Below are 7,514 nucleotides of genomic sequence, written 5' to 3' on the forward strand. Positions count from 1 at the left end.
GTGTCATGTGCTGACCCAGCCTGTGGAAAGCCACGATCAGGTTCCATTTTGACGGCATGTACGAGATCGGGAAATTTGATGGCATCCTGAATGAAGAAGACCGGAATATTATTGCCGACCAAATCCCAGTTGCCTTCTTTCGTATAAAACTTGACGGCAAAGCCACGGACATCGCGCGGTGTATCGGACGAACCGGATCCACCTGCCACCGTTGAAAATCGCGTGAAAAGAGGCGTTTGCTCACCCACTTCGGTCAGCACTTTAGCTGTCGTGTATTTTTCCAGGGATTGGGTCAGTTCGAAAAAGCCATGTGCACCAGTGCCACGCGCATGGACGATGCGCTCAGGAATCCGCTCGTGGTCGAAATGGGTAATTTTTTCGCGCAGGATAAAATCTTCCAGCAACGTCGGACCTTTCGGATTGGCTCTCAGGGAATTCTGATTGTCGGAAATCGGCAAACCCTGGTTCGTCGTCAACGCTGGCTGATCGCCGGTGGCAGTCTGGTGCCACTCTCCGCCGTTGCCCACTGAAACGGTTGCTTCTTCTGCCCCAGAATTTGATTGTTTACCGGTCAGTGTTTTAGATTTGGTCATCATGTATCTCCAATTGGTTTTGCACGATATCGAATTGTGATCGTACGTCGATGATGGTATGGAAACCTATGGAATCTAAAAACGGTCATATCCATACGGTGTCTGAGCTATAACAGGATGAGCCGGATGTTGAAGGTAGTAGTGAAACACATCTATCGTCAAAGCATGAAGCGCTTTTTTCTGCAAATTCGAATGCTCAATAGTCATTAGATAATTTCTTGTAGGCTGAATTGGGCTTATGTTTAAAATCAGATAACGCAACTAATAAAGTCAGCGCGAACAAAATAAGGTTCGCGCTGTCATCAATCAACAAATGAATCCTCGGTAGGAAAACCTAAGCAGGTGTCGCGTCCAAAAGCCGATCCAAAGAGCGAACATGTGATTGTTGGGCAGGCAGGAGCTTCGTTTCAATCAAAGCGCGAATATCTGCGGACAAATCAGGAGTCTGTAGCGCTTTTTCATAATCCGCTTCCCCACTTTTTTCCCCTTCCAACAAAACCTTTATTGCCGATTGCTTACCCAGCAAACTTGCGCCTTCCAGGATTAATTTCGCCCAACTACCCCAGGCTCCTGTGCTTTTATGGGGCGTTCCTCCCAGTTTACGGATTTGTGCCTCTAAACTGGAAGCCGCAGCTTTATGGTTCCCAAAAATTGGCATTAAAGAATTTGATACGAACTGTCCTCCAGGTACCCGAAATTTCTCCAAAGCCTGTTGATAAGTTTCCGTTGCTGACAGTTCATCTTTCAGCAATTTTTCGATTGTTTTAATATTATGCATGATAACTCCTCTGTGATTATTTCTTGATGACGCGTAGTGCATCATCAAGCTTAAGCGTTGACTGACGCTTCTTCAGTCGATGAAATATCTTCCGCATGGGCTCTTTCGAAGATTTTTTTCACCTGATCAATGGCTTCGCCAGTTGACGTATGGACAGAAATCAAGGCACTTCCGCCCTTGATTTTCCCTTCATAGCGTTTGGCTTCATACTCTGGTATACCGAGCCCGATTAAAGCCCCACTCAAACTTCCGGCGGCAGCGCCTACTGCCGCACCGCTTAATGCACCCATGATGGGACCTGCGGCAATAAACGGGCCGACACCCGGAATAGCCAGACTACCAATCCCGGCTAACCATCCAAGTACAGCGCCAGTACTTATACCCACTGCACCGCCAATAGCAGCGCCTTCGGGCGCTTTAGTGTGCTTTTCATGGGCAAAATCCTTGGTCGTGGTTTTGTCGGGAAACAGCACCGATATATCATTGTTTGAAAAACCAGCGGTTTTCAGGTCACTAACAATGATCTCTGTCTGTTCGACATTTTGTGCGATACAAAAAACTGCTTTAGTCATGACATTCTCCTGGGCCGTTAAGGCGCTTTAATTTCAAGTTGGTTATCTATCCGAATTACACCACGCGTTTTCTTCGCGATGTTTTCCAGTTTCATCCTTTCATTTACATTTTCAACAATCCCACGCAACGTCACCACCCTATTGTTTGTAATGATTTTTACATTCTGCGCATTGACTGATAACGCTTCATCCTTGACTGCGGCCTTACGTATATTAGCCGTGATGTTGATATCACTCTCGGTTTCATTCTGATCTTCCGGGGTTAACGTTGTGCCATCCTTGTCGCGAACATTGCGCTGGGTATTTTCCAATGCCGAACCAGCGGCCAAATAGATTACGGTATCCTTTTCAGCTTGAACAGAACCGGTCATCAGTATTAGGCTGCCCGTTACCGTGTACATAACTAACAATAATCGTGTAAACATTTTTATCTCCTTTAATAGTGGGTGTTTTTTTAAGCTAATTGAAGGGCATCCATAACTGCTTTATCTTTCACATCCAACAAATTAAACATAACCCCAACGTTATCGTTAATGAGCAGTGGAATGATCCGCTGGCACTGGTTAAAACCGACAACAATGCTGAGTCTAGCGACCGCTCATCAGACGGCTTAAAAGAAAACCGGCCCCTACGGCTATCCCTAACGAAGCGACGGGGTTTTCATGGATGTACCCCCGGCAATCTTCTACAAATTGCTGCTCCGCATTCTTCAATTGCTCGCCTTTTTTACCTAACGCATCTGCCGCCTGACTGGTTGCATTGGCTACTTTGTCGACAGCCTCGTGTGCGCCTGATTGAACTCGGCCAATGGTTTCATCGACCCTATTGGTGTTGTCTGTTGTTTCCATAATGGTTACCTTTAAGAAAAATAAAATAAGATCGAATAATTATTAACATCCGATATTTTTGAAAAATGCCAACCAAAGATGGCATTCCAGTTTTTTCTGTCTTTATTAAATGGCTACTGGTGGATCGGCCTAAAACTGAGCGATTTAATGATTGAACAAAAAATAAATAATGACCAAAACAAACACCGGCACACCCACGAGCCAGCCTAAAAAATATTTACCTAAATTCATGACGCATCTCCATTAAAAGTATTCATATAAAATGCCCGTTTATGGGCTTTGGCTTTCATTCAAGCCTGCTGCTAAAAGACAGGATGATGCAAGCTGTTAAAAAGTTTACGGGAAAAACTTCTTCGGGTCAGTGCGGTGACGCACATATAATCGACATTGGATATCTACCGCTTCCCGGTGACGGTTGAATGTCATCCTCTTAGACTGAGAACTATTCGTTTCCTCGCTTTATAGCGCTTATGTACGCTAGCGAACGGTGTGCGCCTATGAAAAGGCATCTAATTGCCACTGAGGGTTTTCAGGACGGGAAATCCACTCCCATAACTGACATTTTCGGATTGTTGGAAGTTGCAGTGCGGTAATGCTTGCCAAGCCAACCTACTGTTAGAAAAATTGCAAATCGTTGCAATTGTAATAGCTATTCATTGCAACGATTGTGTTCGACGCTTTAACTCAATGGAGAAAAAATAATGAAAAAATTTTACGACTTCAGATCAAATCAGATTATGTATAAGATCGCCGCAAACGCGGCTTCTGCAATCCTTATAGCTGGGTGCGCGGGCATCCAGGCTCCTACAGAACAAATGGCCGTTTCCAAGGTTGCGGTAAGTAATGCAAGCAGCGCTGGAGGCAATGAGTTTGCACCGCTACAGATCAAATCTGCGATGGAGAAGATGGATGGCGCTGAGCGGGCCATGGCAGCCGAAAATTATCTGAAAGCTCGGCAACTGGCGGAACAAGCACAGGCCGATGCCCAACTAGCTGCAACGACGGCGCGTTCAGCCAAGGCACAGAAAGCAGCAAGTGCATTACAGGAAGGCAATCGCGTACTACGTCAAGAAATCGACCGTAACGCCCAATAATCATCAATGGAGTTCATCATGCAAAAATATCAATATATTCCTATGACCTTGGTCGCTATCGTAATTGTTTCTGGCTGTAGCACCGTAACACAAAACCCATCTCTCGCAGAAGCACATAGCAGTTACAACAACGCACGAACAAACCCCGAAGTGACAAATCTGGCAGCGGTAGAATTGAAAGATGCTAGCGACTCTCTGAACAAGGCGGATTACGCCTTAAACAATAGTGAAGGCGTTGAAACTGTCGATCATCTGGCTTATTTAGCCAAGCAAAAAGTAAGGATTGCGGAGGAAACCGCGAAGCGGAAAACGGCTGAGCTAGCAGTCACCAACGCCGGCGCCAAACGCAACGAAGTCCGCCTAGAGGCGAGGACGGCTGAAGCCGATGCGGCTAAAGCCCAAGTGGAGAGTGACCAGGTGTTGATTGCGGAGCTTTTAGTTTTGAATGCCCAGAAAACCGAACGCGGCATGGTGATTACGCTAGGCGACGTGTTGTTTAGCACCGACAAGGCACAGCTAAAACCGGACGGCACACGCAACGTACAAAAGCTGGCCGATTTTCTCACGCGATACCCACAAAACACGGTGTCGGTTGAAGGGTATACAGATAGCACCGGCAGTAACAATTACAATCAGGAGCTATCTGACCGCCGTGCCTATTCCGTACGGACGGCTTTGATGGACAGGGGGATCAGCAGTGACCGCGTGGCTACGCACGGTTATGGTGAGGAATTTCCGGTTGCCAGCAATGACAATGCCGATAGTCGTCAATTAAACCGGCGCGTGGAGATTATTCTTTCCGATGCCAACGGCAATATCACTCCACGATAGGCTTAGCCAATCTTCGGCGGCTGGCTAACGGTTGGACTGGTGTGAGCCAGTTGATTCAAATACACCTTTTTGTCCCGCTGAATCGTATTTGCCATCTCTTTTTGTACGGAAGCGTACAGACAAAGATGGCAGATACTGTATGCTGGTGTCAAGGTCGTTATTTCTTACGGCTAAGGAGAATATTTTATGAAACAATTACACCTAGTGCTTATACTTCTCAGCATTCTGTCTAGCTTTCAGGCGGTTGCGGAATCCATGATTAAACCCCAAACCCAAGGCGAAGTTACCTTTGTCAGCGGCGGGGTGGGAAGCGATGAAAGGGATGCGATGCAAGCCATTCGGTCTGACTACAACTTGAGCTTGTTATTTTCGTTACAAAGTACGGGAGAATATCTCAGTGACGTGAAAGTTAGTATCACTGATTCAAGTGGCAACACCTTCTTAGAAACCGTGTCTGATGGCCCTATGCTGTTCGCTAAACTCAAGCCTGGCCGTTACAATGTTACCGTTGAACTAAATGGACAGGTAGCCCATAAAAAGGCAATTATCGTAGGCAATAAGCGAACGTCGTTATCGTTCATTTGGCCTGAAGAAGAGACTGGGTTGATATCATGCCCAACCCAGACCCCGGAAAATATCAACAGCGGCATTATGTTCGAATCACCTATGGTTGTTTTCACCAGTGCTACCAAAGCGCCCAACAAAGTTTTCGCTGAAATCCGTTATACATATAGATCTCCTGTCCTACAGATCAATAGTTTCTATATGCGATACCGAACAGACCACAGTTAGTTTTGCAGTTAAAGTATAGATAAGGTTTTTGACGTAACCCCAAGCTCCCTAATCAATAGGGAGCCCTTGGTCAAGATGGCTTTCCCATCTGTGGTCAGGTATGTTTTTTATTGATTTAAGCACGTTATTCTGATTTCAGGATGCGACAATTTGTCACATCCGCAAGACTGATAAAAGCAGTAAGTTAGTTCTGCTTTATGAAGACTTTCATTGCCATGTGAGTTAGAAACCTCCCCTCTATTGCGGATTTTTAGTTTGATCCGCATTTTTTTAAGCAAACTTTATTCAAAAAATTACTCAACCACATGAAACTCAGCCTCATTACCAACAATGCTGACCAAAACACTCGTTTCGAAATTGACAAGCGTATCGCTTTTCACCAAGCAGGACATGCCGCAGCTATTTGTCTTGGTAACCAGCAAAAGCAATTACCTGCTGTTCATTTTCAGGTCATTATCAAACCACAGGAAAGCGACGAACCACAATCAGGCCAGTCCATACGTATACAAGGCAAATATACCGCCAAACTTGAAGGCGGCCAATTAATTCAAAGTTTGCCGTTGTCTTTTGCCGAGGCCACTAAAGGCTTTTCTTCTGAACAACAAAAAGAATATCTCTGCGCTATTGAAGCTGATGTCATCAATTTGATGGCAGGATCATTGGCTGAGGCAAAATACGTAGCGTCCCGCGATGGTGAAGTTTTCAATCCAAATTTAGTCAATCTTGATGCGTTACATTTTTATGGTGGCAGCTCAGACTTGAAATTCATTACTGAATACATGGAATGCTTTAAGCTCCACAAGGAAAAACGCGCCCAGAAACTGACCGAACTTTTTTTGGCTGCTTTCAACTTTGTCAACAACAGGTCAAACTGGGGCGCTATCTCAGTCTTGGCTGAATATATCCTGGATAAACCCAAAGACACCATCCATTGCGAAGAACTCATTTCCTTACTTAAGTCCCGTTTTTACTAAACGAATAGAGATTTTTCGATGCTGATTGAATATTTAGGCAAAAAACTTCCGTAGTCCAACCTCTGATTAAACCCTTAGATAGGCTTATCATGAACGTAATCAACTTGTTATGAATCCTACCCTCTATTTGGATCAAAATGGAATTCATAACCGTATTGGCTTAATCCTTATCTGTTCGTTACCGTACCGACCAAATTCGGATTTGCGTGTATTGTATTGTCAAGCGATGGAAAACATCATTCCACGCTTTGGTCATGGCTATCTGGTCATGGCTAACACATTATCAGGAGACACTCATGAACAAAGATCAAGTAAAAGGCAAAGCCGAAGAAATTAAAGGTAAGGGCAAGGAAGCCGCTGGTGTGCTATTGGACGACGATGATATGGAGACAGAAGGGAATGTCCAAAAGAACGTCGGCAAAGTCCAAAAAGGCTTTGGTGATCTCAAGGAAGATATTAAGAAAGACCGTTAACACGAGTATTGCCAGACTTTGCAGGCGAGCCTTGATAGGCTAGCCTGCTGTTCGGTAGTAGCGAAATACTCTCAAATACTTTTTCACAGGAAATAAATATGAAACTCACCAACATGAAACTCACCGGCTTATCAGCAGGTATCATTTTAATTTTCGCCTCGTTCGGCGCTAATGCCGGGGAAAGCCACATGGCGGAAGCGCTCAAACACGCAGAAGCTGCGGTCAAAGCAGACAATGGAAAGACTATTGTCGAACATGCAGAAGTAGCGAAGACTCATGCCAAAACCGCCGATGAACACTTGGATGCTGGCATCACGAGCCTGGAAGGGGCTATCGAACACGGCAAGCTTGGGCATGCAGACTTAGCCAAAAGAAACGCCGAGGAAGCCGTAACCCATCTGAAAGCCGCGCAATAAAACCGTCGGTTTACAGATTATACCAATCCCAATAGATTATCATATTAATAAAGCCCATTTACGGGAGCAAAGATTTCGGATGGTGTCGGGTTGGCTGGCGAACTGGTTCCATGCGTGGCAACACACATCAACGATCTGGTCAT

The 7,514-nt window shown here is 45.3% G+C and carries 11 protein-coding genes; 6 read left to right on the forward strand and 5 right to left on the reverse strand.

The genetic code is table 11. The features are described 5' to 3' along the window. The 5 genes from ACLQ6D_RS09200 to ACLQ6D_RS09220 all read right to left on the reverse strand — a co-directional run. The coding region (locus ACLQ6D_RS09200) for a catalase (RefSeq protein ID WP_411726985.1) at window positions 1-593 on the reverse strand (593 nt) is incomplete at its 3' end. Between the two features lie 334 nt (window positions 594-927). Next, the gene (locus ACLQ6D_RS09205; protein WP_411726986.1) at window positions 928-1,371 is read right to left on the reverse strand and encodes a DUF2383 domain-containing protein; all 444 of its coding nucleotides are present in this window, start codon (window positions 1,369-1,371) and stop codon (window positions 928-930) included. 50 nt (window positions 1,372-1,421) lie between these two features. Next, window positions 1,422-1,943 (reverse strand): hypothetical protein, encoded by a 522-nt coding sequence (locus ACLQ6D_RS09210; protein WP_411726987.1) that lies wholly within the window; start codon window positions 1,941-1,943, stop codon window positions 1,422-1,424. A 17-nt stretch (window positions 1,944-1,960) separates the two neighbouring features. Next, window positions 1,961-2,368 (reverse strand): BON domain-containing protein, encoded by a 408-nt coding sequence (locus ACLQ6D_RS09215; RefSeq protein WP_411726988.1) that lies wholly within the window; start codon window positions 2,366-2,368, stop codon window positions 1,961-1,963. A gap of 162 nt (window positions 2,369-2,530) precedes the next feature. Continuing rightward, a complete protein-coding gene (locus ACLQ6D_RS09220; RefSeq protein WP_411726989.1) occupies window positions 2,531-2,791 on the reverse strand; it encodes a YqjD family protein in 261 nt (86 codons plus the stop codon). Window positions 2,792-3,492: 701 nt separating this feature from the next. On the opposite strand from ACLQ6D_RS09220, the gene ACLQ6D_RS09225 reads away from it, so the two are divergent. The 6 genes from ACLQ6D_RS09225 to smbP all read left to right on the forward strand — a co-directional run bounded on the left by ACLQ6D_RS09225 (window position 3,493) and on the right by smbP (window position 7,371). Then, window positions 3,493-3,885 carry a DUF4398 domain-containing protein gene (locus tag ACLQ6D_RS09225; RefSeq protein ID WP_411726990.1) on the forward strand — a complete coding sequence of 131 codons (393 nt, stop codon included), beginning with the start codon at window positions 3,493-3,495 and terminating at the stop codon, window positions 3,883-3,885. A gap of 18 nt (window positions 3,886-3,903) precedes the next feature. After that, window positions 3,904-4,716, forward strand: coding sequence for an OmpA family protein (locus ACLQ6D_RS09230; protein WP_411726991.1), 813 nt, complete (start codon window positions 3,904-3,906; stop codon window positions 4,714-4,716). 186 nt (window positions 4,717-4,902) lie between these two features. Then, window positions 4,903-5,508, forward strand: coding sequence for a carboxypeptidase-like regulatory domain-containing protein (locus ACLQ6D_RS09235; protein ID WP_411726992.1), 606 nt, complete (start codon window positions 4,903-4,905; stop codon window positions 5,506-5,508). A 305-nt stretch (window positions 5,509-5,813) separates the two neighbouring features. Then, window positions 5,814-6,482, forward strand: a complete 669-nt coding sequence (locus ACLQ6D_RS09240; protein WP_411726993.1) for a hypothetical protein — start codon at window positions 5,814-5,816, stop codon at window positions 6,480-6,482. 296 nt (window positions 6,483-6,778) lie between these two features. Further along, a complete protein-coding gene (locus ACLQ6D_RS09245) occupies window positions 6,779-6,955 on the forward strand; it encodes a CsbD family protein (RefSeq protein ID WP_411726994.1) in 177 nt (58 codons plus the stop codon). A 98-nt stretch (window positions 6,956-7,053) separates the two neighbouring features. Then, window positions 7,054-7,371 carry a small metal-binding protein SmbP gene (gene smbP, locus ACLQ6D_RS09250; protein WP_411726995.1) on the forward strand — a complete coding sequence of 106 codons (318 nt, stop codon included), beginning with the start codon at window positions 7,054-7,056 and terminating at the stop codon, window positions 7,369-7,371. Window positions 7,372-7,514 lie beyond the last annotated feature (143 nt).

It is taken from the genome of Methyloglobulus sp., from assembly GCF_046714055.1.
In the GTDB taxonomy this organism is placed as follows: Bacteria; Pseudomonadota; Gammaproteobacteria; order Methylococcales; family Methylomonadaceae; genus Methyloglobulus.

Excerpts from the sequence above, each read along its gene's own strand:
- ACLQ6D_RS09205 (WP_411726986.1), bottom strand. The coding sequence starts at position 1,371 with ATGCATAATATTAAAACAATCGAAAAATTGCTGAAAGATGAACTGTCA.
- ACLQ6D_RS09210 (WP_411726987.1), bottom strand. The coding sequence starts at position 1,943 with ATGACTAAAGCAGTTTTTTGTATCGCACAAAATGTCGAACAGACAGAG.
- ACLQ6D_RS09215 (WP_411726988.1), bottom strand. The coding sequence starts at position 2,368 with ATGTTTACACGATTATTGTTAGTTATGTACACGGTAACGGGCAGCCTA.
- ACLQ6D_RS09220 (WP_411726989.1), bottom strand. The coding sequence starts at position 2,791 with ATGGAAACAACAGACAACACCAATAGGGTCGATGAAACCATTGGCCGA.
- ACLQ6D_RS09225 (WP_411726990.1), top strand. The coding sequence starts at position 3,493 with ATGAAAAAATTTTACGACTTCAGATCAAATCAGATTATGTATAAGATC.
- ACLQ6D_RS09230 (WP_411726991.1), top strand. The coding sequence starts at position 3,904 with ATGCAAAAATATCAATATATTCCTATGACCTTGGTCGCTATCGTAATT.
- ACLQ6D_RS09235 (WP_411726992.1), top strand. The coding sequence starts at position 4,903 with ATGAAACAATTACACCTAGTGCTTATACTTCTCAGCATTCTGTCTAGC.
- ACLQ6D_RS09240 (WP_411726993.1), top strand. The coding sequence starts at position 5,814 with ATGAAACTCAGCCTCATTACCAACAATGCTGACCAAAACACTCGTTTC.
- ACLQ6D_RS09245 (WP_411726994.1), top strand. The coding sequence starts at position 6,779 with ATGAACAAAGATCAAGTAAAAGGCAAAGCCGAAGAAATTAAAGGTAAG.
- smbP (WP_411726995.1), top strand. The coding sequence starts at position 7,054 with ATGAAACTCACCAACATGAAACTCACCGGCTTATCAGCAGGTATCATT.